The sequence below is a fragment of the Variovorax trehalosi genome (genome assembly GCF_051216415.1).
Classification (GTDB): domain Bacteria; phylum Pseudomonadota; class Gammaproteobacteria; order Burkholderiales; family Burkholderiaceae_C; genus Variovorax.
In genome coordinates this window covers 630,555-653,978 of record NZ_JBPJZG010000004.1, presented here as the reverse complement: position 1 = coordinate 653,978, position 23,424 = coordinate 630,555, and the positions used below count along the sequence as shown (strand labels likewise).

Annotated in this window: 19 protein-coding genes; 16 read left to right on the top strand and 3 right to left on the bottom strand. The window is 67.9% G+C overall.

Annotation, left to right across the window (positions count from 1 at the left end; all coding sequences use genetic code 11):
* Window positions 1-43 precede the first annotated feature (43 nt).
* The 6 genes from ACSFA7_RS18525 to ACSFA7_RS18500 all read left to right on the top strand — a co-directional run bounded on the left by ACSFA7_RS18525 (window position 44) and on the right by ACSFA7_RS18500 (window position 9,189).
* Window positions 44-2,266, top strand: a complete 2,223-nt coding sequence (locus ACSFA7_RS18525; RefSeq protein WP_435500721.1) for a protein-disulfide reductase DsbD family protein — start codon at window positions 44-46, stop codon at window positions 2,264-2,266.
* Window positions 2,267-2,360: 94 nt separating this feature from the next.
* Complete coding sequence (locus tag ACSFA7_RS18520) at window positions 2,361-3,053, top strand: redoxin domain-containing protein (protein ID WP_435500720.1); 693 nt, start codon at window positions 2,361-2,363, stop codon at window positions 3,051-3,053.
* Between the two features lie 126 nt (window positions 3,054-3,179).
* On the top strand, window positions 3,180-4,523 hold the full coding sequence (tcuC, locus tag ACSFA7_RS18515; protein ID WP_435500719.1) for an MFS transporter: 1,344 nt from the start codon (window positions 3,180-3,182) through the stop codon (window positions 4,521-4,523).
* A gap of 44 nt (window positions 4,524-4,567) precedes the next feature.
* Window positions 4,568-5,677 (top strand): uroporphyrinogen decarboxylase, encoded by a 1,110-nt coding sequence (gene hemE / locus ACSFA7_RS18510; RefSeq protein WP_435500718.1) that lies wholly within the window; start codon window positions 4,568-4,570, stop codon window positions 5,675-5,677.
* A gap of 477 nt (window positions 5,678-6,154) precedes the next feature.
* A complete protein-coding gene (priA, locus tag ACSFA7_RS18505) occupies window positions 6,155-8,254 on the top strand; it encodes a replication restart helicase PriA (protein WP_435500717.1) in 2,100 nt (699 codons plus the stop codon).
* 50 nt (window positions 8,255-8,304) lie between these two features.
* Complete coding sequence (locus tag ACSFA7_RS18500) at window positions 8,305-9,189, top strand: hypothetical protein (protein WP_435500716.1); 885 nt, start codon at window positions 8,305-8,307, stop codon at window positions 9,187-9,189.
* Between the two features lie 33 nt (window positions 9,190-9,222).
* Here the strand turns inward: ACSFA7_RS18500 and ACSFA7_RS18495 are convergent, their stop codons facing one another.
* Window positions 9,223-9,435 (bottom strand): hypothetical protein, encoded by a 213-nt coding sequence (locus ACSFA7_RS18495; protein WP_435500715.1) that lies wholly within the window; start codon window positions 9,433-9,435, stop codon window positions 9,223-9,225.
* A gap of 257 nt (window positions 9,436-9,692) precedes the next feature.
* Here ACSFA7_RS18495 and ACSFA7_RS18490 point away from each other — a divergent pair, with 257 nt between their 5' ends.
* Window positions 9,693-10,382 (top strand): hypothetical protein, encoded by a 690-nt coding sequence (locus ACSFA7_RS18490; RefSeq protein ID WP_435500714.1) that lies wholly within the window; start codon window positions 9,693-9,695, stop codon window positions 10,380-10,382.
* An 8-nt stretch (window positions 10,383-10,390) separates the two neighbouring features.
* On the opposite strand, the gene ACSFA7_RS18485 is transcribed toward ACSFA7_RS18490, so the two are convergent.
* Window positions 10,391-11,410, bottom strand: a complete 1,020-nt coding sequence (locus tag ACSFA7_RS18485) for an AEC family transporter (RefSeq protein WP_435500713.1) — start codon at window positions 11,408-11,410, stop codon at window positions 10,391-10,393.
* A gap of 138 nt (window positions 11,411-11,548) precedes the next feature.
* Between ACSFA7_RS18485 and ACSFA7_RS18480 the strand changes: the two genes are divergently transcribed.
* The 9 genes from ACSFA7_RS18480 (at window position 11,549) to ACSFA7_RS18440 (ending at window position 22,983) form a co-directional block, all read left to right on the top strand.
* Window positions 11,549-13,654 (top strand): ATP-dependent helicase, encoded by a 2,106-nt coding sequence (locus tag ACSFA7_RS18480; RefSeq protein ID WP_435500712.1) that lies wholly within the window; start codon window positions 11,549-11,551, stop codon window positions 13,652-13,654.
* Window positions 13,651-14,103 carry a hypothetical protein gene (locus ACSFA7_RS18475; RefSeq protein ID WP_435500711.1) on the top strand — a complete coding sequence of 151 codons (453 nt, stop codon included), beginning with the start codon at window positions 13,651-13,653 and terminating at the stop codon, window positions 14,101-14,103. The genes ACSFA7_RS18480 and ACSFA7_RS18475 overlap by 4 nt, the downstream gene beginning before the upstream one ends.
* The gene (locus tag ACSFA7_RS18470; protein WP_435500710.1) at window positions 14,100-15,266 is read left to right on the top strand and encodes a phospholipase A; all 1,167 of its coding nucleotides are present in this window, start codon (window positions 14,100-14,102) and stop codon (window positions 15,264-15,266) included. The genes ACSFA7_RS18475 and ACSFA7_RS18470 overlap by 4 nt, the downstream gene beginning before the upstream one ends.
* A 27-nt stretch (window positions 15,267-15,293) precedes the next feature.
* Window positions 15,294-16,148, top strand: a complete 855-nt coding sequence (gene nadE, locus ACSFA7_RS18465; protein ID WP_435500709.1) for an ammonia-dependent NAD(+) synthetase — start codon at window positions 15,294-15,296, stop codon at window positions 16,146-16,148.
* A 213-nt stretch (window positions 16,149-16,361) separates the two neighbouring features.
* Window positions 16,362-17,546 (top strand): porin, encoded by a 1,185-nt coding sequence (locus ACSFA7_RS18460; protein WP_435500708.1) that lies wholly within the window; start codon window positions 16,362-16,364, stop codon window positions 17,544-17,546.
* Window positions 17,547-17,599: 53 nt separating this feature from the next.
* A complete protein-coding gene (locus ACSFA7_RS18455) occupies window positions 17,600-17,947 on the top strand; it encodes a c-type cytochrome (protein ID WP_435500707.1) in 348 nt (115 codons plus the stop codon).
* Window positions 17,944-19,395, top strand: coding sequence for a D-arabinono-1,4-lactone oxidase (locus ACSFA7_RS18450; protein ID WP_435500706.1), 1,452 nt, complete (start codon window positions 17,944-17,946; stop codon window positions 19,393-19,395). The genes ACSFA7_RS18455 and ACSFA7_RS18450 overlap by 4 nt, the downstream gene beginning before the upstream one ends.
* Window positions 19,392-20,678, top strand: a complete 1,287-nt coding sequence (locus ACSFA7_RS18445) for a DSD1 family PLP-dependent enzyme (protein WP_435500705.1) — start codon at window positions 19,392-19,394, stop codon at window positions 20,676-20,678. The genes ACSFA7_RS18450 and ACSFA7_RS18445 overlap by 4 nt, the downstream gene beginning before the upstream one ends.
* 61 nt (window positions 20,679-20,739) lie before the next feature.
* A complete protein-coding gene (locus tag ACSFA7_RS18440; RefSeq protein WP_435500704.1) occupies window positions 20,740-22,983 on the top strand; it encodes a neutral/alkaline non-lysosomal ceramidase N-terminal domain-containing protein in 2,244 nt (747 codons plus the stop codon).
* Here ACSFA7_RS18440 and ACSFA7_RS18435 read toward each other — a convergent pair.
* Window positions 22,908-23,339: a hypothetical protein gene (locus ACSFA7_RS18435; protein ID WP_435500703.1), complete on the bottom strand. Its 432-nt coding sequence runs from the start codon at window positions 23,337-23,339 to the stop codon at window positions 22,908-22,910. The two genes, ACSFA7_RS18440 and ACSFA7_RS18435, sit on opposite strands and share 76 nt — an antisense overlap.
* Between the last annotated feature and the right edge of the window lie 85 nt (window positions 23,340-23,424).

The following is a 23,424-nucleotide window of genomic DNA, read 5'->3' as shown; positions in this document are numbered from 1 at the left end:
GCCCGCCGGAACTTAGCCCTGCCCAATTGCTCCGACTGACGGCATGATCCTCTCGCGCATCCATTTCGCTACGCTTCTGATAGCAATCTCCGCGGCCAGCATGCCGGCTGCGGCGCAACTGGCTTCCAAGACCGGGGCCGTCGTCACCACCCCCCATGTGCGCGCCGAACTGATCGCGCATGCGCCCGACGGTGTTTCACCCGGCGCACAGGCCTGGGTCGGTCTGCAGATCACGCACCAGCCCGAGTGGCACACCTACTGGAAGAACGCCGGCGATTCGGGCCTGCCCACCGAGCTGACCTGGACGCTGCCCGCCGGCGTTTCCACCGGCGAAATCGCCTGGCCCGTCCCGAAGAAGATCCCGGTCGGCAACCTCGCCAACTACGGCTACGAGAACACCGTGCTGCTGCCGGTGCCGCTGGAGGTGTCGACGCTCTACAAGCCGCCGATGGCGCTCGCCGGCGGCACGCCCGCGATGGACGTGAAGCTCAAGGCCTCCTGGCTGGTCTGCCGCAAGGAGTGCATCCCCGAAGAGGGCGAATTCACGCTCTCGCTGCCGCTGCAAGGCTCGACCGCGCTGCACAAGGCCGAGTTCGACGCCGCACAGGCCGCCCAGCCCCAGCCACTGGCCAAACCGGGCGGCATCGAGGTCAATGGCAACAACCTGCAAGTGAAGCTCGAAGGCCTGCCGGCCGCCGTACAAGGCAAGACGCTCGCCTTCTTCCCCGAGACCCCCGAGGTGATCCGCACCGCGGCCGTCTCCGGCAAGGACTGGACGCAAAGCTGGCAAGGCAACACCTGGACCGCGACGATGCCCCTGGCCGAACAGCGCAGCGCGAGCCCCGCGGTGATGCCGGTGGTGGTCGCGCTCGCCGAGGCCGACCGCCAGCCGAGCCAGCCGGTGGCATGGCGCGCGGAAGCGCCGGTCACGGGCACCTGGCCCGCCGCTGCCGCGCCGGGGCGCGCCGAGGTGTCGCCCGCACTGCAGGCCGCGCTCGCTGCCAATGCCGCGAACGCCGCAGCCAGTTCCACCACCGACCTGCCCGCCCAACCCACCGGCACCTTCGCCATGGCCTTGCTGGGCGCGCTGCTCGGCGGCCTGCTGCTGAACCTCATGCCCTGCGTGTTCCCGATCCTCGCGATCAAGGTGCTGGGCTTTGCGCGGCAGGCGGGCAACGCCAGCGCGCACCGCAAAGCGGGCCTCGCTTACACGGGCGGCGTGATGCTGTCGTTCCTCGCGCTCGGTGGCGCCATGCTCGCGCTGCGTGCGGCCGGCGCGCAACTGGGCTGGGGCTTCCAGTTGCAGTCGCCGGGCGTGGTGGCGGCGCTGGCGGGGCTCTTCACGCTGATCGGCCTGAACCTCGTGGGCGTGTTCGAGTTCGGCCGCGCGGCGCCGTCGTCGGTCTGCAGCGCGCAGGCCAAGCACCCGCTGGCCAACGACTTCCTCTCGGGCGTGCTCGCCGTGGTGATCGCCTCGCCCTGCACCGCGCCGTTCATGGGCGTGTCGCTCGGCTTCGCGATCGGCCTGCCGGCCGCACAGGCGTTGCTCTTGTTCGCGGCGCTGGGCCTGGGGCTCGCACTGCCTTACCTCGTGGCCGGCTTCGTGCCCGCCGTCGCGCATCTGCTGCCCAAACCCGGCCCGTGGATGGGCACGCTGCGCCGCCTGCTGGCCTTTCCGATGTTCGCCACCGTGGCGTGGCTGGTCTGGATCCTCGGCCAGCAAAGCGGCATCGACGGCGCGGGCACGCTGCTCGCGCTGCTGGTATGCCTGGCCGCCATCGTCTGGGCGTTCACGCTGCGCGGCCGCACACGGCTGGTGATCGCCACCGTGCTGATCGCCTTCACCGCCATGCTGACCGGTGCCATCGGCCGCAATGTGCTGCAGGTCGTGGAGCCGGCCAAGCTCGCTGCCGGCAGCACCGCCAACCAGCGCTGGCAGCCATGGTCGGCCGAGCGCGTGAGCGAGCTCTCGAGCGCCGGCCAGCCGGTGTTCATCGACTTCACCGCCGCTTGGTGCGTGACCTGCCAATACAACAAGAAAAGCACGCTGGCCGATGCCGACGTGCTGGCCGATTTCGATGCGAAGAAGGTCGCGATGCTGCGCGCCGACTGGACCCGCCGCGACCCCGCCATCACCGCCGCGCTCACCGCGCTCGGCCGCAGCGGCGTGCCGGTCTACGTGCTGCAGGCGCCGGGCAAGGCGCCGGTCGTGCTGACGGAAATTTTGGGTAAAGACGAGGTCCGCGCCGCACTCGCCGCGCTTTGACCACCCGCGTGACATGGGTTGTCACATGCACTTGAAGAAACGGTTCTAAGCTGCAGTTGTCGTTTGGAATTTTCTAATGGAGCTCAAGCTGGCCATGTCTCTCTCGCCAACCTCCGACTCGCGTTCCCTTCGCGCCGCGCGCCATGCCCGCGCCGCCCTGAGCCGAGCCTCCCGCCGTGCCGTCGTCGCCGCCGCTGTCGCGCTCGGCGGTGCATTCCTGATGGGCACCAACGCTTTCGCCGCACCGGCCGTGGGCCAGAAGGCGCCCGACTTCGTGGCCGTCGACACCACCGGCGCCAAGCACAAGCTCTCGGACTTCGCCGGCAAGTTCGTGGTGCTCGAATGGACCAACCCCGGCTGCCCCTTCGTGCGCAAGCACTACGGCAGCGGCAACATGCCCGCCACGCAGAAGGCCGCCACCGACAAGGGCGTGGTGTGGCTGGCCATCAATTCCACCGAGCGCGCCGCAAGCGACTACCTGAAGGCCGACGCGCTCGACGCCTGGATGAAGTCGCAATCGGCCGCGGCCACCGCGGTGCTGATGGACGAGGACGGCGTCATCGGCCAGGTCTACGGCGCGCGCACCACGCCGCACATCTTCATCATCGATCCCAAGGGCGTGCTGGTGTATGCGGGCGGCATCGACAGCATCGCGTCGGCGCGCGCGGACGACATCAAGACCGCGACCAACTACGTGAACCAGGCGCTGGGCGAAGCCTTCGGCGGCAAGCCCATCTCAGCGGCCACGACGCGGCCCTACGGCTGCTCGATCAAATACAAGGCCTGACGCGCGCACAGGCACGCACGTCGTCACTCTTCTTCGAGTGACAGCTACCTGACCCGCGGCGTCAGGTAGCGGTCGGGGAGCCCGCCCTACTCTTGGCGAACACACATCGCCCAAGGGGACAACAAGATGAATCCTGCGCCTTCCGCTGCGCAACAAGGCGCGGCTGCCCGCCCTTCTTCCACCACGGCCTCCTCCTCGAAATTCGCCACCGTCCTGCGCGTGACCGGCGGCAACTTCATGGAGATGTTCGACTTCTTCCTGTTCGGCTTCTACGCCACGCAGATCTCGAAGGCGTTCTTCCCCGCGGGCAACGAGTTCGCCTCGCTGATGCTCACCTTCATGACCTTCGGCGCGGGCTTCCTGATGCGGCCGCTGGGCGCGATTTTTCTCGGTGCGTATGTCGACCGCGTCGGCCGCCGCAAGGGCCTGATCGTCACGCTCGCGCTGATGGCGCTCGGCACGCTGCTCATCGCCTGCGTGCCGGCCTACGCGACCATCGGCTTCGCCGCGCCGCTCCTGGTGCTCATCGGCCGGCTGCTGCAGGGCTTCTCGGCGGGCGTGGAGCTGGGCGGCGTGTCGGTGTACCTCTCGGAGATGGCCACGCCGGGCCGCAAGGGCTTCTATGTGAGCTGGCAGTCGGCCAGCCAGCAGGTGGCCATCGTCGTGGCGGCCGCGCTCGGCTACTGGCTCAACGTGACCTACTCCTCGCAGGAGATCGGCGACTTCTACTGGCGCGTGCCCTTCTTCGTCGGCTGCCTGATCGTGCCGGTGCTGTTCGTCATCCGCCGTTCGCTGCAGGAGACCGAGGAGTTCATGGCGCGCAAGCACCGCCCCGATGCGCGCGAGATCTTCCAGTCGATGATCGCGAACTGGGGCCTCGTCGTCGCCGGGATGATGCTGGTGTCGATGACCACCGTGTCGTTCTACCTGATCACGGTCTACACGCCGACCTTCGGCAAGTCGGTGCTGCACCTGAGCACCACCGATGCGCTCATCGTCACGCTGTGCGTGGCGATCTCGAACTTCATCTGGCTGCCGATCATGGGTGCGCTCTCGGACCGTGTGGGGCGCAAGCCGCTGTTGATTTTGTTCACCGTGCTGACCATCCTCACCGCGTACCCGTCACTCAAGTGGCTGGTGGGCGCGCCGAGCTTCGCGCGCATGCTCGAAGTGGAGCTGTGGCTGTCGTTCCTCTACGCGAGCTACAACGGCGCGATGGTGGTGGCGCTCACCGAGGTGATGCCGGTGAATGTGCGCACCGCCGGCTTCTCGCTGGCGTACAGCCTGGCGACGGCGCTGTTCGGCGGCTTCACCCCGGCCATCGCGACGGGGCTGATCGAGATGACCGGGGACAAGGGCGCACCGGGCCTGTGGATGACGGCCGCCGCCATCTGCGGGCTGATCGCCACGCTGGTGCTCTACCGACGCAATGTGAGCCCGGCGGATTCGCGGCGCGTGCCGGCGGTCTGAGCGGAGCCCAGTCCGCGGGCGCGAGCCCCTGCGACAATTGGGAAATGCCTTTCGCCCCACTGCAAAACGACACTTTCCTGCGAGCCTGCTGGCGCCAGGCCACCGATCACACGCCCGTCTGGCTGATGCGCCAGGCCGGCCGCTACCTGCCGGAGTACGTCGCCACGCGCGCCAAGGCCGGCAGCTTCATGGGGCTGGCGACCAACACCGACTACGCCACCGAGGTCACGCTGCAGCCGCTCGCGCGCTACCCGCTGGACGCGGCGATCCTGTTCTCCGACATCCTCACCGTGCCCGACGCCATGGGCCTGGGCCTGTCGTTCGAGGCCGGCGAAGGCCCGCGCTTTGCCCGCCCGGTGCGCGATGAAGCGGCCGTGGCCGCGCTCGAAGTGCCCGACATGGAAAAGCTGCGCTACGTGTTCAGCGCCGTGGCCTCGATCCGCAAGGCGCTCGACGGCCGCGTGCCGCTGATCGGCTTCTCGGGGAGCCCCTGGACCCTGGCCTGCTACATGGTCGAAGGCGCGGGTTCCAGCGACTACCGCCTCGTCAAGGGCATGCTCTACAGCCGTCCCGACCTGATGCACCGCATCCTCGCGGTCAACGCCGATTCGGTGGCCACCTACCTCAATGCGCAGATCGACGCCGGCGCGCAGGCCGTGATGATCTTCGACAGCTGGGGCGGCGTGCTGGCCGACGGCGCTTTCCAGGAATTCAGCCTCGCCTACACGGCGCGCGTGCTGGCGGGCCTCAAGCGCACCGGCGCCGACGGCCAACCCGTGCCGCGCATCGTGTTCACCAAGGGCGGCGGCCTCTGGCTCGAAGCCATGCGCGCGCTCGATTGCGAAGTGCTCGGCGTGGACTGGACCGTGAACCTCGCCGCCGCGCGCCGCCAGGTCGCCGAGGGCACCGACGGCCAGGCCAAGGCGCTGCAGGGCAACATCGACCCGAACGTGCTGTTCGCGCCGCCCGCGCAGATCGAGACCGAGGTGGCCAAGGTGCTGCAGGCTTTCGGCAAACCGCACGCCGATCGCAACGCGCCGGGGCCGACGCACATCTTCAACCTGGGCCACGGCATCAGCCAGTTCACGCCGCCCGACCATGTGGCGGCGCTGGTCGAAGCGGTTCACACGCAGTCGCGCGCCCTGCGCGGTTGAAACTGTGACGGCGGGGCGGCTCACGCGAAAGCGCGAGACGCCCCGGAAAAATCGCTCCGAATCCGTTTGTCAAGCCCAAAAACGGTCTAGGAGGCCCGACTTATGCACAAAACGCGTGTTGCACTGCGCAAGATTATCTGAGGCACCGCCTTCTTTGCTCCCAAACCAATAGCACGCGTAAGTTGTTGATTTATATAGGATTTGAACTTTGCTTTTTTTTGGGGCATTCCAGCCAGAGCCTTGATTTTCAAGGCTCCCCAGCGTGTCGAGCCTTGTTGTCAACAAAGTTATCCACAGAAACTCTGGATGGACGCCAAAGCGCTGAAAAATCAACGACTTAAGCGATTTAGCTCAAAGTCGCATTAACAATCGTTGCCAATAAGGTTTCCCATCTCCACAGCCCGCCCCGCCCCCGAAACGGACGACCCGACCACGGGTAACTCCGCTGTGCCGCCGCCCGAAAGCGCGCCGGCAGGCTTGGCGTGGCGTCTCGATATCGCGGTGCAGACGCCGGCGCACGCCGCGCTCGGCGACCTGCTGAGCTACGCCGGCGCCACGCCGCTGGTGCCCGGCACGCTGGTGCGGGTGCCGCTGGGCCGGCGCGAGGTGCTGGGCGTGGTCTGGGACGAGCCGGTCTCGCTGGACGGCGCACAGCCCGATATGGCGCTCAAGCCCGTAGGCGCCGCGCTCGACGCACTGGCGCCGCTCGGCGAAGCCTGGCGCGACCTCGTGGCCTTTGCCGCGCGCTACTACCAGCGCTCGATCGGTGAAATCGCCCTGGCCGCCTTGCCGCCGCAACTGCGCGACCTGACGACGACGCAGCTCGCGCGCCGCCTCAAGCGCAAGACGACGACCGGCCCCGTCGCGCAGACGGCCGAAGCCACCAACCTGATCGCGCTGAGCCCGGAACAGACGGCCGCCCTCGCCCGCATCGAGGCGGAGAGCGGCACCTTCCTGCTGGTCGGCAGCACCGGCAGCGGCAAGACCGAGGTCTACCTGCGCTGCGTGGCCGACCTGCTCGCGCGCGACCCCGAGGCGCAGGCGCTGGTGATGGTGCCCGAGATCAACCTCACGCCGCAGCTGGAAGCCCGCTTCAAGGCGCGCTTCGGCGACGAGGCGGTGGTGTCGCTGCACAGCGGCATGACGAACCCGCAGCGCCTGGCGAGCTGGCTCGCGGCGCACAGCGGCGCGGCGCGCATCGTGCTGGGCACGCGCATGGCGGTGTTCGCGTCGATCCCGGGGCTGAAGCTCATCGTGGTCGACGAGGAGCACGATCCGAGCTACAAGCAGCAGGAAGGCGCGCGTTATTCCGCGCGCGACCTCGCCGTGTGGCGCGGCCAGCGCGAGGGCGCGAAGGTGATCCTCGGCTCGGCCACACCTTCGCTCGAAAGCTGGCACCAGAGCCGCCCCGCCGAAGGCGACGATCCGGGCGGACGCTATGTTCGGCTGGAGATGCCGTCGCGCATCGGCGCGGGAGAGCTGCCCGCGGTGCGGCTGGTCGACATGAACCTGCAGCCGCCGAAAACCGTGCTCTCGGGCGCGCTGCTCGACGCCATCGGCCAGCGCATCGCGCGCGGCGAGCAGAGCATGATCTTCCTGAACCGCCGCGGCTATGCGCCGGTGCTGGCCTGCGGCGACTGCGGCTGGAAAAGCGAATGCCCGCACTGCAGCGCCTACCGCGTGTTCCACAAGATCGACCGCACGCTGCGCTGCCACCACTGCGGCTTCACCGAGCGCGTGCCGCGCGCCTGCCCGGCCTGCGGCAACCCCGACATCGCGCCGGTGGGCCGCGGCACCGAGCGGCTCGAGGAGCACCTGGCCGAACTGTTCGCCACCGTGAAGCGGCCCGACGGCAGCGCGGTGCGCATCGCGCGCATCGACGCCGACAGCACCAAGAAACAGGGCGCACTCGAATCGCAGCTCGCGGCCGTGCATGCGGGCGAGGTCGACGTGCTGGTCGGCACGCAGATGATCGCCAAGGGCCACGACTTCCGGCGCATCACGCTGGTGGCGGCGGTGAACCCCGATGGCGCGCTGTTCTCCAGCGACTTCCGCGCGCCCGAGCGGCTGTTCAGCCTCTTGATGCAATCGGCCGGGCGTGCCGGGCGCGACGCCGCCTACCTCGCCGCGCAAGGTGCGACGGCCGAGATGTGGATCCAGACCTTCCACTCGCAGCACCCGCTCTTCATGGCGCTGCGCAAGCATGACTACGCCGCATTCGCGAAGCAGCAGCTCGACGAGCGCCAGGCCGCCGCGATGCCGCCCTTCGCATTCCAGGCGCTGCTGCGCGCCGATGCGCGCGAGCAGGCGGTGGCGCAGGCCTTCCTGAACATCGCGGCCGATGCGGCCGAAGCCTTGCCCGGCGCCGACATCGTCACGCGCTACCCCGCGGTGCCGCTTTCGATCCAGCGCGTGGCCAATGTGGAACGCGCGCAGATGCTCATCGAAAGCCCCTCGCGCGCCGCGCTGCAACGCCTGCTCGCGAGCTGGCAGCCGCTGCTGCACGAACTGCGCCGCACGCCCGAGGGCAAGGGCGTGATCCGCTGGCTGGTCGACGTCGATCCGCACAGCATCTGAGCCGGTTGTCCTGCACTGCGTTCGGGCGAGCAGCGCCAAGGTCATCCGGCATGAACACTTTCATCGCCTCCATGCGCCGCCAGGTGGGCACCGGCCTCGTCCTGCTGGCAACGTCGATGCTGGCCCTTGCGCAGCAACCACCCGTGGACACCGGCCCCGCAGCCGCGCTGCGCGCGAAGCTGCAGGCGCTCGCGCCGCAACTGGAGCGCAACGCCTTCCGTCGCCCGCTCGCACTCGAATCGAGCGAAGCCGCGGACCGGTTGAGCGGCGACGTCTATGCGCTGGTGGACCATCCCTTCGCCCGCGTGAGCAGCGCACTGCGGGAGCCCGCCGCGTGGTGCCAGGTGCTGATGCTTCACCTCAACACCAAGCACTGCGCGGTGAAGGGCGGCGGCACCACGCTCGCGGTGGCCATCGGCCGCAAGTTCGATCAGCCCCTGACCGATGCGCAGACCATCGCCTTCGCCTACACGCCCGGCAAGGCGGACGCCAACTACCTGAACGTGCGCCTGAGCGCAGACACCGGCCCGCTTTCCACGCGCGACTACAGCATCGTGTTCGAAGCAGCGCCGGCCGATGGCGGCAAGACGGCAATCCATCTGCGCTATGCGTACGCCTACGGCACGGCGGCACGGCTCGCGATGAAGGGCTACCTCGCCACGCTCGGCAGCGACAAGGTCGGATTCACGCCCTCGGGACAGGGCGGCTACATCGGTGGCGTGCGCGGCGTGGTGGAGCGCAACACCATGCGCTACTACCTCGCGATCGACAGCTACCTCGATGCGCCCGGCGCGGGCCAGCTGGAGCAGCGCCTCGCGGCGTGGTTCGATGCGACGGAGCAGTACGCCAGGCAGCTCCACGAAGTCGAGAAGAGCGACTACCTCACGATGAAGCGCCACGAGTTCCAGCGCATGCAGCAGCCGGCCGCGTCCTGAAGCGACGACGCGCTCATTCCAGAGACTCGGTATTCAGTGGTGGCCGGTGGGCTCCTTGCCCATGTCGACATAGCGCAGCTCACGCTGATGCCGGCGCCGCGCAATGCTGCCCGGCCATGCGAACACCACGAGACTCAATGCAGCCAGCGCGATCGACGACGCGGTGCCGAGCACACCCACATGCCAGACCCAGCCCACGCCGGCGAGCCAGGCCACCCACAGCAGGATGCGAACCAGTATTGCCATCGCGCGCCCTATTCACAGCTTTCACATCTTTGACCTGGAACCACTGTAGCAGCGCATCTGCAAACTCAAGCATTCAACTGAAGGCATACCGATGCCTACGACTTACGGCCTGCCCTGCGGTTACCCAGAAATAATCTGCAAAAAGAGTTGACGTGATGCCGTGAGGCTGTTCAAGCTGTAAACGGGCAGTAAACCCGCGAACTCAGCGCGGACCCCGGGTTCCAAGCAAGCTCGCTCGCTCACACGCAAAGGTCGCCGTGAAACCGTCGTCTCTTCCTGGTTGGGTCCTCTCGCTTGCGTGCATCGCCTCGGTCGTCGGCACACCCGCCGCCGCCGCGGACATCGAATTGCAAGGCCGCGATCTGGTGGTGTCGGGCATGCTCGACGGCAGCGCGATCAAGCCCTTCATCGACCACCTGGCAAGCGGCACCGTGCGCACCGTGGTGTTCGAGGACCTTTCCGGCGGAACCGCCGATGCGGCGGGCGCCTTTGCCGATGCCATCCGCGCGAGCGGCGTCGACACAGAGATCCGTGGCCAATGCATGGCCGCCTGCGCCTACGCGTTCCTCGCGGGCAAGACGCATCGATTCGGTTACGGCTTCCAGGTCAACGGCATCCTGCTGCCGGTGGCCGCGCGCCCCACGGCGGCCGAGCTGGCCGTGCGCTGGCGCGGCGACGAAGCCCACAAGACACTGGCCGACTTCACGCCCGCAACCGCCACCACGGCGGGCACGGCGACGGCGAAACCGGTGGAGGCCAGTGTCCCGCCCTCGAAAGACAAGGACAACTGGCAGCCCGACCACGGCGTGCTCTTCACCGCGAGCCCCACGCTCTTCGGACGCATCTACAACGCCTACTACTGCGACGGCACGCAGGGCCGCGACTTCTCGAAGTGCGAGCGGCTGTCCGATGCCGATCCTTACAAGCTCGGCGTGCTCACGCCATAGTCAGTCCGTCAGCGCAGCACACCGACCGCGAACGGAAAGCTGAAGAAGGCCGCCACCGTCGTCCACAGGATGATGCGTGCGATGCGCCCGTTGTCTGCACCGAAGCGCTCGGCCAGCATCGACACATTGCTCGCGCTCGGCAGCGCGGCGACCAGCACGATCACCACCAGCGCCGCGTGCGAGAGCGGCAGCCCCAGCGCGATGGCACCGGCGCCCAGCGCCCACACCAGCAGCGGATGCAGCAGCAGCTTCACCGCCACCACCGGCAGCACATCGGCCAGCGGCGCCTTCGGCGCGGGCGTGCCGGCGGTGCCCATGGCCTCTGCAACGGCTGCGCTGGCCTGGTGCTCGCGCGCCAGCAATGCGGAACGCGCCAGCACCGCGCCGATGGTGAAGAGCGCCACCGGCGAGGCCGCGTCCGCGAGCATGGCCACGGTGCGGTCGATGGGCCCCGGCAATTGCCAGCGCGCGGCCGAGAGCAGCACGCCCAGCAGGATCGACCACGGCATCGGGTTCACGACGATGCCGCGCAGCGCCTTGCGCGCCGCCTGCGATGCGCCATGCCGCCCCGCGCCCCCGGCGCCGTCGAGCCGCGACAGCGCAATGCACAGCGAGGAGGTCACGACCAGGTCGAACGCGATCGTGATGATCATCGGTCCGGCCGCCTGTGCGCCGAGGATCGCCACCAAGAGCGGCACGCCCATGAAACCGGTGTTCGGAAAGGCGGCCACCAGCGCGCCGAAGGCGGCGTCGTTCCAGCCGATGCGCGCGTTGCGCGTCAGCATGACCACGCCCGCCACCACGGCCAGCGCGCTCGCGCCCCAGATGAGTGCCACGCTGCCGTCGAGCAGTTGCGCGATCGGCGTGCCGGCACCGAAGCGCAGCAGCATGCACGGCAGCGCGAAATACAGCACGAAGGTGTTGAGGCCGGGAATCGCCTCCAACGGCAGGAGGCGGGCGCGGGCGGCGGCGTAGCCGGCCGCGATCAGCGCGAAGAAGGGGAAAGTGACAAGAAATACGGGCAGCACCGCCCGATTGTCGTTTGCCCCGCTGGCGCCTGGCCCCTTTCCTGCGTGCGCCGCCTACAACGTCCAGGGGGTCCGGCCCCGTATCATTGCCCGCTTTGCGCCTGCCGTTCCCCACGGCGTGTTCCCCTTCCCACCCCCATGTCCCACGGTCTCAATCTCGCGCAACAAGAAGCGGTCAACTACATGCACGGTCCCTGCCTGGTGCTGGCAGGCGCGGGCTCGGGCAAGACACGGGTGATCACGCACAAGATCGGCCGGCTGATCCAGGCCGGCCTCGAACCCAAGCGCATCGCGGCCATCACCTTCACGAACAAGGCGGCCGCTGAAATGCGCGAACGCGCGAAAGACCTGATCGGCCGGGACGCGCGCAAGGTGGTGGTCTGCACCTTCCACGCGCTGGGCGTGCGCATGATGCGCGAGGACGGCGCGGTGCTGGGCCTGAAGCCTGCCTTCAGCATCCTGGACAGCGACGACGTGACCAAGATCCTCAAGGACGCCGGCGGCACCACCGACATCGCCACCGCCCGCATCTGGCAGTGGACCATCAGCAAGTGGAAGAACATGGGCCTCGATGCCCAGCAGGCCGCCGCCGCCGCGGTGGACGACAACGAGCGCATCACGGCCGAGGTCATGCGCCACTACGAGGAGCGGCTGCAGGCCTACCAGAGCGTCGACTTCGACGACCTGATCGGCATGCCGCTCAAGCTGCTGCACGACTTTCCCGAAGTGCGCGCCAAGTGGCAGGCCGCGCTCGGCCACATCCTGGTGGACGAATACCAGGACACCAACGCCACGCAGTACGAGGTGCTCAAGGCCCTGGCCGGCGACCGCGCCCGCTTCACCGCGGTGGGCGACGACGACCAGTCGATCTACGGCTGGCGCGGCGCCACGCTGGACAACCTGAAGAAGCTGCCGATCGACTACCCGACGCTCAAGGTCATCAAGCTGGAGCAGAACTACCGCTCCACCAGCGCCATCCTGCGTGCGGCCAACAACGTGATCGGTCCCAACCCCAAGCTGTTTCCGAAGACGCTGTTCTCCGAGTTGGGCGAAGGCGAGCCGGTGCGCGTGGTCGATGCCGACACCGAGCTGCACGAGGCCGAGCGCGCGGTGGCGCGCATCGTGAGCCTGCGCGCCGGCGATGCGGTCACGCAAGGGGCGCAGCACAAGGAGTTCCGCGACTTCGCCATCCTCTACCGCGCCAACCACCAAGCGCGGATCCTGGAGCAGGCGCTGCGCCGCGCGCAGATTCCGTACAAGGTGTCGGGTGGCCAGAGCTTTTTCGACCGCGCCGAGATCAAGGACCTGTGCGGCTGGTTTCGCCTCTGGGTCAACAACGACGACGACCCGGCGTTCCTGCGCGCCATCACCACGCCCAAGCGCGGCATCGGCCACACCACGCTCGCAAGCCTGGGCACCTTTGCCAGCCAGTACAAGCTGAGCCTGTTCGCGGCGCTGTTCAGCCCCTCGCTGCCCAGCGTGATCCCCAAGCGCACGCTCGAGGGCGTGCACGAGTTCGGCCGCTACATCAACGACCTGGAATACCGCGCGCGCCGCACGATGGGCGCCGAAGCCTCGCGCACCTTCATGCTCGAATGGCTCAAGGAGATCGACTACGAGCGCCATCTCTACGACGGCGAAGAGAGCGAGGCGGCCGCCGCCACGCGCTGGAACAACGTGATGGAGTTCGTCGACTGGATGTCCCAGCGCGCCGGCGGATCGCTGGACGACGCCTCGGGTGCCAACGACAACGACGAGACCGAGCGCAAGAGCCTGCTCGAGGTGGCGCAGACCATCTCGCTGCTCTCGACCATCAGCGAGCGCGAGCAGGACCAGAACGTGGTCACGCTTTCCACGCTGCATGCCTCCAAGGGCCTGGAGTGGCCGCATGTGGTGCTGATCGGCGTGACCGAGGGCATGCTGCCCTTCAAGCTCGACGACGACAACGGCCGCCAGAAGGTGGTGAGCGACGAGACAACGCAGCGCCTGCAGGAAGAGCGCCGCCTGATGTACGTGGGCATCACCCGCGCGCAGCGCAGCCTGGCCGTGAGCTGGACCAAGAAGCGCAAGCAGGGCCGCGACATGGTGCCGTGCCTGCCGAGCCGCTTCATCGCCGAGATGGGCCTCGACAAGACCACCACCAAGGAAGACCCGCGCGAGAAGCTCAAGGCGCTGCGCGCCGAGTTTGCGCAGAAGGCACAGGAAAGCGCGGCTGCGAAGGCGGCCGCCGCGGCGGCGCCATGAAAGCGCTGCTCGCCGCCTTCGCCGCGCTCGCCGTCACGGGCTGCGCCGCGGTCGATCCCAAGGACCCCAATTGCCCCGCCGACGCGCGCGACCTGCCTCTGACATCGCTATACGGCCGTTGGGAAGCCCGCTTCGACGGCCTGCCCGCCGTGTCCGTCGTGCAACTGGGCAAGCATCCCGACTACGCCGGCGTGCGCGGCACCATCACGCGCAACGCCGATGGCGGCCCGAAGCCTTCGGTGGCGCAGCTTGCGGGCGACGTCGATGACGAAGGCGCGCTCTCCATCGACGAATCGATGGACGGCCGCGCCATCAGCGGCAACTGGGCCGGCACCTTGCAGCCGCGCTCCTGCGGCCGCGAATTCAGGGGAACGTGGCGCAATGCCGCGGACGAAAGCACGCACCCGTTCGTGCTGATCAAAACGGGCGGTTCGGAAGGAAAACAATGACCACTCGCACACATGCGTTCTTCGCAACGCTCATGACGTTCGCGGCCTCCCTGGGCAGCGCGGCCGCATATGCACAAGCCGTCGACAAGCCCGCGAGCCCGCTGGCCGATTCGCAGCTCACCTGGCAGCAATGCGCCGCGCTCGGCAACAACAACGATGCACGCCTGGCCTGCTTCGACCGCTGGGCGCAGCAGCAGACGCTGCCCTCGGTGTCGGTGCCCGTCGCACCGCCGGTGCTGGCCAGCACGCAGGCGCCGCCGGTGGACGGCTCGATCCCCGCCACGCGCGTGATCACGGTCGCCACCACCGAAGGCTGCCGCGACCAACAGTACTCGGCGCTCTCGCGCTTCTGGGAACTGGAGAACGCCACCGACTGCGGCACCTTCGGCTTCCGCGGCTACCGGCCCCTCTACGTCGCTGCCTCGGCCGCCACCAGGAAGCCGCAGGTGCCCACCTCGCCCTCGCCCGACCACACCGGCGAGCCCGTCGCCTACCAGGCCAACGAGATGCGCATCGGCCTGTCGGTGCGCACCAAGCTCGCGCAGGGCATGCTCACGCAGAACGACCCGATCAAGAAAGACTCGCTGTGGTTCGCCTACTCGCAGCAGTCGACGTGGCAGCTGTTCAACGGTGCGATCTCTCGGCCGTTCCGCACCACCGACCACGAACCCGAGCTGATGTATGTCTATCCGACCGACTTCCACCTGCCCGGCGGCTGGCGCTGGCGCTATGCGGGCCTGGGCATCGTGCACCAGTCGAACGGCCAGACGCTGCCGCTGTCGCGCAGCTGGAACCGCGTCTACCTGATGGGCGGCGCCGAGCTCGGCGACAAGTTCCAGATCACCGGGCGCATCTGGAAGCGCCTCTCGGAAGATGCGGCGAAGGACGACAACCCCGACATCGCCGACTACATCGGCCGCGCCGAAATCACCGGCCGCTGGAACCTCAACCGCGACAACACGCTCGGCGTGACCGTGCGCAACAACCTGCGCGACAGCGGCCGCGGCTCGGTGAAGCTCGAATGGCTGAAGGCCATCGGCGACCCGACCAAGAGCAACCTGCGCTTCCACACGCAGCTGTTCCATGGCTATGGCGACACGCTGGTGGACTACAACCGCAAGCGCACCGTTCTGAGCATCGGCCTGAGCCTCGTCGACTTCTGATCTTCTTCATTCACACCGGCAAACACCATGAGTGCTGACCTGTCCCCCGTCGATGCCACGCAGCGCGAGATCATCGCGGCGCTGCATGTGGCTCCCGTGTTCGATGCCGCCGCCGAACTCGCGCGGCGCACCGACTTTCTCGCCGGCTACCTGAAGCAGACGGGCCTCAAGACACTGGTGCTCGGCATCAGCGGCGGCGTCGATTCGCTGACCGCCGGCTGCCTCGCGCAGCGCGCGGTCGAGAAGCTGCGTGCCGAAGGCTACGACGCCACCTTCATCGCGATGCGCCTGCCCTACGGCGTGCAGAAGGACGAGGCGGAAGCGCAACGATCGCTCACCGTGATGAAGCCCGACCGCACGATCACCGTCGACATCCGCCCCGCGGCCGACGGCATGCTGGCCGCGCTGAAGGCCGGCGACCTGAAGTTCCGCGATGCGGCGCACGAGGACTTCGTGCTCGGCAACATCAAGGCGCGCGAGCGCATGGTGGCGCAGTTCGCGGTGGCCGGCGCGCACGACGGCATCGTCATCGGCACCGACCATGCGGCCGAGGCGCTGATGGGGTTCTTCACCAAGTTCGGCGACGGCGCGGCCGACATCACGCCGCTCACCGGCCTCAACAAGCGCCGCGTGCGCGCCGTGGCCGCACTGCTCGGCGCGCCCGACGAACTGGTCTACAAGGTGCCGACCGCCGACCTCGAATCGCTGGTGCCGGGCAAGCCCGACGAAGACGCCTTCGGCGTCACCTACGAACAGATCGACGACTTCCTCGAAGGCAAGCCGGTGTCGGCTGCGGCGCGCGCGATCATCCTGTCGACGCACCGCAAGAGCGCGCACAAGCGCGCGCTGCCGGTCGAGCCGCCGCCCCTCAGCGCCGGCTGACGCCGCGCCCCTGGCAACCACGCAACGCGCCCTTTCAGGGCGCGTTTGCTTTTGTGCGCCTGAAAACCTAAGACCACATAAAACGACAAGAACAACGATTCCAAATAAAACGTTGGATTTTTTCAGATCAACGTTCTAACATCCGCCCCGCGCCGGAAACACGGCGCACTTCCAGCAAAGAGCTGCATGGCTTGGGCAGATGAAGGAAACAACATGACGAGACGAATCCCCCTTTCGGTGGCCGCACTGGCGCTGCCGTTGTGTGCCGGCACCGCGTGGGCGCAGAGCAGCCTCACGCTGTACGGCACGGTCGATGCGGGCCTGCGCTACGAGACGCACGCCACCGACTACGGCGCCGATGGCGCCCCCGTGAACACACGCTCGCGCCTGCGCATGACGAAGGAAGGCGGCATGTCCGAAAGCTTCTGGGGCGTGAAGGGCACCGAAGACCTCGGCGGCGGCCTGCAGGCGATCTTCCAGCTCGAGAGCCACTTCGACCTGCGCAACGGCGACCCGCTTCCCAAGGACGGCTCGCAGTACATGCAGATCGCCTCGGTCGGACTGGTGTCGCAGTCGTGGGGCCAGCTCACCCTCGGGCGGCAGTACAACGTGGCGATGGAGGCGGCCTCGCTCGCCTACGGCTCCAACCTCTGGGCCGACTACTTCAACGCCTTCAAGCCCGAGCACACGCTGCTGGCCGCGAGCAAGACCAACAACATGATTCACTGGGGCGCGCAGCTGGGCGACGTGGTGCTGCTCGCGCAGTACGCCATCGGCGAGGGCGAGGGTTCCTCGAAGCGCGGCATCCAATATGGCGTGGGCGTGGCCTATGTGCCGGAGAACGGACCGGTCAAGCTGGCCGGCGCGCTCATGCGCACCAAGGACGACAACACGAACGCGAAGTTCGACATCTACACGGTCGGCGCGCAGTTCAGGCTCGGCGAATCGGCCACGCTGCAGGCCGGCTACATCGAGAACCGTCGGGACAACGACTTCACCTCGTTCGCGAACGGACCGTTCAGCGCGGTCGACCTCGCGGGGCTGGGCATCATCTCGCCGATGCAGACGGTGGACCCCACCATCCCCGGCGGCTTCAGCAAGCGTCGGATGATCCTCGGCGGCATTACCTACAAGGCCACGCCCTTGCTCACGCTCGCCGCCAACGTGTGGTTCACGCGGCAGCGCGGCTACACGAGCGACTTCGATGGTTCGGCGAGCCAGTACCAACTGGTGGCGGGGTATGCGCTGTCGAAGCGGACCATGCTCTATGCCGAGATCGACCACTCGGTGTATCGCGGCGGCTTGATCGGCGCGCAGCTCGTGGGCATCAACGCGCAGAGCCCGACGATCGCGCGCACGCAGACCGGCACCACCGTCGGCATCCGCCACACCTTCTAACCTTCCAGGCAGGCAGCGAACGCATGCGGATTCTTCTTCGTCTCCTTCTCTCGATGCTCCTTCTCGCGAACCTCTCGGCCTGCAAGAAAGAGGCGCCACGGCCGCCAACCGCCTCGGACATCCATCGCGCCGAATCGCTGCGGCCCGCCTCCGAAGACCTCCGCGCGCGCTACGAGCGCTCGTGCCTCGCATGCCACACGTCCATCGATGCCAAGGCGCCGCTGACCGGCGACATCGCGCAATGGAAGCCGCGCCTGGACAAGGGCATGGATGTGCTCGTGAAGCACGCGATGGAAGGCTTCAACGCCATGCCGCCCAAAGGCCTGTGCGCGGATTGCAGCGAAGCCGACATGCGCGCGCTGATCGTCTTCATGAGTCAAGGGAAGGAAGAGCGGAAATGAGCAACGACAACAACGCGCAAATGCCGCACAGCGAGCGCCGCCGCACGGTGCTGAAAGCCGGTGCGGGCATCGCGGTCACCGCCGCATTCGCCGGCAGCGGCATCGAGGCCCACGCCGCGACAGACGCTGCCGCGCCAACGGCGGCAGCAGCAACCGCAGCGACGACGCCCGCCCCCGCCTGGACGAACTGGTCCGGCATCGCACGCTGCACGCCCAAGGCCATCGAAACGCCGGGCGACGAAGCCGAGCTCGCGGCGGCATTGCGCAAGGCCGGCTCGGCCGGCGCGCGCTGCGTCGGTGCGGGCCACTCGTTCACCGCCCTCGTGCCCACCGACGCCACGCTGATCTCGCTCGACCGCATGTCCGGCATCGTTGCGAGCGACGCACAGGCGCAGACCGTGACGCTGCACGCCGGCACGCGTCTCGCGCTGCTGTCGCGCGCGCTCGATGCGCAGAACCTGGGCCTGCGCAACCTGCCCGACATCGACGCGCAATCCTTCGCGGGCGCCATCGCCACTGCCACCCACGGCACCGGCCAGGACCTCCCCGCCCTGCACGCTGACGTCGTCGGCCTGCGGCTCATGACGCCGAACGGCGAGGTGCTCGAATGCAGCACAACGCGCAACCCCGAGCTGCTCGCGGCCGCGCGCGTATCGCTCGGCAGCCTGGGCGTGATCACGCAGGTCACGGCGCGCGTGGTGCCGGCCTTCAACCTGCACCGCCGCGTGTTCCTCAAGCCCTTGCAGGCCATGCTCGACGAAGCGCCTGCGCTCGCACAGAAGCATCGCAACTTCGAGTTCTACTACCTGCCGTTCACCGGCTATGCGGCGGGCATCACGAACGACCTCTACACCGGCGCCGACACGGTCCAGTCGCCCTCGGCCGACGAAGACATGCTGCGCGACCTCAAGCGCCTGCGCGATTGGCTGGGCTGGTTCCCGTCATTGCGCCGCTGGGTGGCTGGCAAGCTGATCGACGGGGAGCAGACCGAAGAGGCGAAGAACCGCTCGTGGAAGCTGCTCTCCACGCAGCGCCCCACCAAGTTCAACGAGACCGAGTGCCATGTGCCGCGCGCCGATGGCATCGCCTGCGTGCGCGAAGTCATCGCGGCGCTGGAGCGGCGCAACGACGTGTTCTTCCCGCTGGAGTTCCGCTTCGTGAAGGCCGACGACGCCTGGCTCAGCCCGTTCCACTCGCGCGACAGCTGCTCGATTGCCGTGCACGCCGCGCAGGGCGAGCCCTACGACTACCTGCTCTCGGAGATCGGCCCGATCTACCGCAAGTACCAGGGCCGGCCGCACTGGGGCAAGCTGCACGACCTGAAGGCATCGCAGCTCGCGGCGCTCTATCCGCGCTGGAACGATTTCCTCGCGCTGCGCGCCCGGCTCGACCCGGAGGGGCGCATGCTCAACCCCTATCTGCGTCAACTTTTCGGGGTGACCGCATGAGCCGTCGAAAGATCCTCCTGGGCACGCTCGGCGTGGCCGCCGTCGGCACCGTGGGTGCCTTTGCATTGCGCCCCGGCGACAACGGCGCGCCGCATGACGACTACTTCCGCGCGCTCAACGACGAACTGAAGAAGAACGGCCCGATGCGCCCCTGCATGGTCATCGACCTGGACCGCATGGACCGCAACATCGACCGCGTGATGCAGAGCCTGCGCCAAGGCGGCAAGCACTACCGCATCGTCGAGAAGTCGCTGCCTTCGCATGCGCTCATCGACTACGTGGCCAAGCGCTCGGGCACGAAGCGGCTGATGTCCTTCCACCAGCCCTTCCTCAACATCGATGCGGAAATCTTCCCGGACTTCGACATCCTGATGGGCAAGCCACTGCCGGTGCAATCGGCAGCGCTGTTCTACAAGAAGCTCAAGGGGTCGTTCGATCCGTCGCGGCAACTGCAGTGGCTGCTCGACACGCCCGAGCGGCTGCAGCAGTACCTGGCGCTCGCGCAAGGCATTGGCAGCAAGCTGCGCATCAACATCGAGATCGACGTGGGCCTGCACCGCGGCGGCGTGGCCGACAACGCCACGCTCGGCCGGATGCTCGACCTCATCGCCGCCAACCCGCAACAGCTCGAGTTCGCGGGCTTCATGGGCTACGACGCGCACGTGGGCTTCGGTGTACCGAAGGTGCTGGGGTCATCGGAAGAACTGCTCGCCAAGGCGATGGCGATCTACCAGGGCTTCGTCGATCACGTGCGCGGCCGGTACCCGACGCTGTGGACCGACGGCCTCACGCTCAACACCGGCGGGAGCCCCAGCTACAAGCTGCACGAGGCGGAAAAGCTGAGCACCGAGGTCAGCACCGGCACCGCGCTGCTCAAGCCCACGCACTACGACATCGAAACGCTGGCCGCGCACGAGCCCGCCGCGTTCATCGCCACGCCGGTCATCAAGGCGACCGGGCCGGTGACCATTCCGGCGCTCGACGGCAAGTCGAAGATCTTCTCGTGGTGGGACGTGAACCAGCGCCAGACCTACTACATCTACGGCGGCTACTGGCTCGCGGACTACGCCTCGCCCAAGGGCCTGCAGTTCAACGGCATCCTCGGCCACAGCGCCAACCAGGAGAACGTGAACGGCTCCCCGGCCACCGGCCTCGCGGTGGACGACCAGGTGTTCCTGCGTCCCGCCATCGCCGAAGGCGTGCTGCTTCAGTTCGGCGATCTCGTCACCGTGCGCGGCGGCAAGGTGCAGGACCACTGGCCGGTGTACCGAGAGGGCGGCTGAAGAAGAAAAAACGCGGATTCCCCGTCAACGAACAGCCGCGATGCGGCACAAGGAGACTTCCATGGACACAACACAAGAAGAACAATGGAAAGAAAAAAGCGCAAGGCCATCCGCATGGCTCGCGCGCGCGGCGGCCGCTGCAGCGCTGCTGCTGGCCGGCATGCACGCGGCCCATGCGGGCTATGAGGTCGGCGTGGGCAAGGCCGACATCACTGCGGTCGAGCTCGGCAGCCTGAGCGCGGGCTTCGTCTTCGATCCGCCCTACGACGGCCTGCAGTCGCGCCAATACGTGCGGGCCTTCGACATCGAGGACAGCGCATCGCGCCGCGAAGTGGTGGTGGTCGTGGCCGAGCTGGGCCTGGCCAGCGGCAACCTCAAGCGGGTCGCGCTACAGCAGTTGCAGGCCCGCTACCCCGGCCGTTTCACCGACGACAACTTCGTGCTGACGATGACGCACACGCACGGCGTGCCGAACGTGGGCAATGCATCGAGCCCGCGGCTCTTCAAGGCGCAGGTCGATGGCGTGGTGAAGGCCGTCGAGGCGGCGATGGCCGACAAGGCGCCCGGCAGCATCGAGGTCAACCGGGGCCAGTTGCGCGGCGTGGGCGCCAACCGCTCGGCGCAGGCCTTCGTGCTGAACAAGCCCGAGGACCAGGCCGTGTTCCCCGAGCGCATCGACACCGGCATGACCCAGTTGCGCTTCGTGCGCAATGGAGCCGCCGTCGGCGCACTGATGTTCTACGGCCTGCATCCGACCAACATGATCGACGAGGCCTTCAGCTTCATCAGCACCGACAACTACGGCCATGCGGCGCGCCGGCTCGAAGACGATATCGACCAGGGCCGGCCGGCCGGCAGCAAGCGCTTCGTCGCGGCGTTCGCGCAGACCGGCACGGGCGACGTCACGCCCAACATCAACTTCAAGAACTGCAACGACGTCGATCCGCCGTTCTGGGTCAGCTGGAAGACCCATGTGCTCGCCCGCCACGACTGGGGCTGCAACCGCGGCTCCAGCACGCTCGGGCCCTTCGAGAGCATGCGCGACACGGGCGACAAGCTCTTCGCGGCGGCGAAGTCGCTGCTGGTGGTGCCGTCCTCCACGGGCCATCCGGTCGATGCCGGCGTGCCGCCCAACCAGCGGCTGAACTACCAGTACAAGGCCGTCGATTTCGCGAAGATCGCGGTGTCCGGCAAGTACACCGGCGGGCATGGCGACCAGGCCACCTGCGACCCCGCCTGGGGCTCGGCCTTCGCGGCGGGCAGCAGCGAAGACATGGGCTCGATCCTCGCGCAGGAAGGCGCCGACAACCGCACCAGCCTCGCGCAGATCGTGAGCATCCTCATCAACCTGCCGGTGATTCCCGTGATCGTGAAGCCGCTGCTCGACGCCTCGTACCAGCCGATCACCAGCGACGTGCGGCAGTGCCAGGGGCGCAAGGACGTGCTCGCCGCGCTGGTGCCCGGACCGACCTCGCTGCAGGTGGTGAAGCTCGGTTCGCTGACCCTGGCCTTCACGCCCTTCGAACTGACGACGATGACGCAGTACCGCATCCGCCGTCATATCGCGCAAACGTTGAACGCGGGCGTGGACGACGTCATCGCCGTCGGCTACAGCTCCGGCACGGTGCCCAGCCTCCAGGTCGACAGCACCGGCGGCTATGTCGTGACCCCGGAGGAATACGACAGCAAGCAGTACGAATCCGGCTACACCGCCTGGGGCAAATGGACGCAGCCGGCGCTCGCGCAGGCGCTCGATGCGATGGCCGCGACGCTGGTCGCCAACGACGCGAAGCCCAGCGTCACGCCCGTGGTGCCCGCGCCGCAGGACCCGCTGGTCGTGGCCGCACGCACGCCCGAAGACAAGCTGCCCGCGGCCGTCCCCTGGGACGGTGTGCCGCTGTTCTCGGGCATGGGCGTGGTGCTGAAGGCGCCGCAGGTGGTGCAGCACGAAGTCAACGGCAAGCTGCAGGCCGACGACAAGCGCCGCTTCCTCGAAGCCACCTTCGTGAGCAGCCATCCGATGAACCGGCTGGGCAGCATCGACTCGTTCCTCTTCATCGAGAAGCAGGCGGCCGACGGCAGCTGGAAGGAAATCGAGCGCGACGGCCGCTGGGGCACGACGGTGCAGTGGAAGGCGATTGCGCTGTGCATCAACTGCCGCTCGGCGACCGTGTCGTGGCAGATCCCGGTCGATGCCACGGGCACATACCGCATCGTCCACAAGGGCAACTACAAGCCCAGCTGGATCCTGCCGGACGTGGTCGAGTACCGCAGCGCGACCACGCCTTTCGAACTCAAGGCCTGAGCCATGACCCGCAACGGATACCGATACACCTGGACGGTCGCAGCGCTGTGCGCCCTGGGCATCGGCGCAGCGATCTTTGCCATCGACGCGAGCACGCCGGGTTCCGGCACGGAGGATGCGGCAGCCCGGTCGGCGACGGCCGCGATGGCGAGCACGCCGGCCGCTGCCGCCGCACAAGGCAGCCAGGCCGCTTCGCCATGGACCGCCTCGCCTTTCATCCAAGGCCCGACCTCGACGCAGCCGGCATCGACGGGCCCCGGCCCGGTCGAGCGGATGCTCGATATTCCGGCGCTGCAGGCGCGCTGGTCCGGCGATCCGAGACGCGATGAGAAGATCGGCGAGGTGATCGCAGTCACCCGGCTGCAGGACCGCATCGGCGGCATCGGCGAAACGCTGGACGGGCTCCCGCCCGAAGCGCGGCGAGGTCGAGATTCTGGTCCA